The organism is Clostridioides sp. ZZV15-6597, assembly GCF_020657815.1.
Lineage (GTDB): Bacteria > Bacillota > Clostridia > Peptostreptococcales > Peptostreptococcaceae > Clostridioides.
Genome location: NZ_JAGWCT010000281.1, coordinates 1 through 380 on the forward strand (window position 1 = coordinate 1; position 380 = coordinate 380).

Consider the following 380-nt stretch of genomic DNA (forward strand, 5'->3'; position numbering starts at 1 on the left):
GGCTTGGTTTTCACTATTGTATTAGTAGTTTGGTGTATATGATTTAATCTAATATCAGAAAGTTTTTTATAGACAAGCTTTATCTGCTTTTCAACTTTTATGATATTTTGAGTTTTTAAAAGTTTTTCACCTTTTTGAAAGGCGTTACCACTTTTCAACATATCATATTTCCTTGAAACTTGCCTTTGAAGTTTTCTAAGTTTCTTATTTAATCTTTTAACTTCTTTTGATTTATTAATGTTTTTAAAAGGTTCATCTATATTGCTAACTATGGCTAAATCCTTGATACCTAAATCAACACCAATACTTTCATTAGTAAGTTTAATATCAGTTTTTTCCTCAACTTCCATTGCTAGTGACAAGTACCAATACTTTCCATT

Annotated in this window: 1 protein-coding gene; it reads right to left on the reverse strand. The window is 27.4% G+C overall.

Translation table 11 applies throughout. The features are described 5' to 3' along the window. On the reverse strand, nucleotides 1–380 hold a 380-nt coding region (locus KGF52_RS21740; protein WP_227841542.1), incomplete at both ends, for a transposase.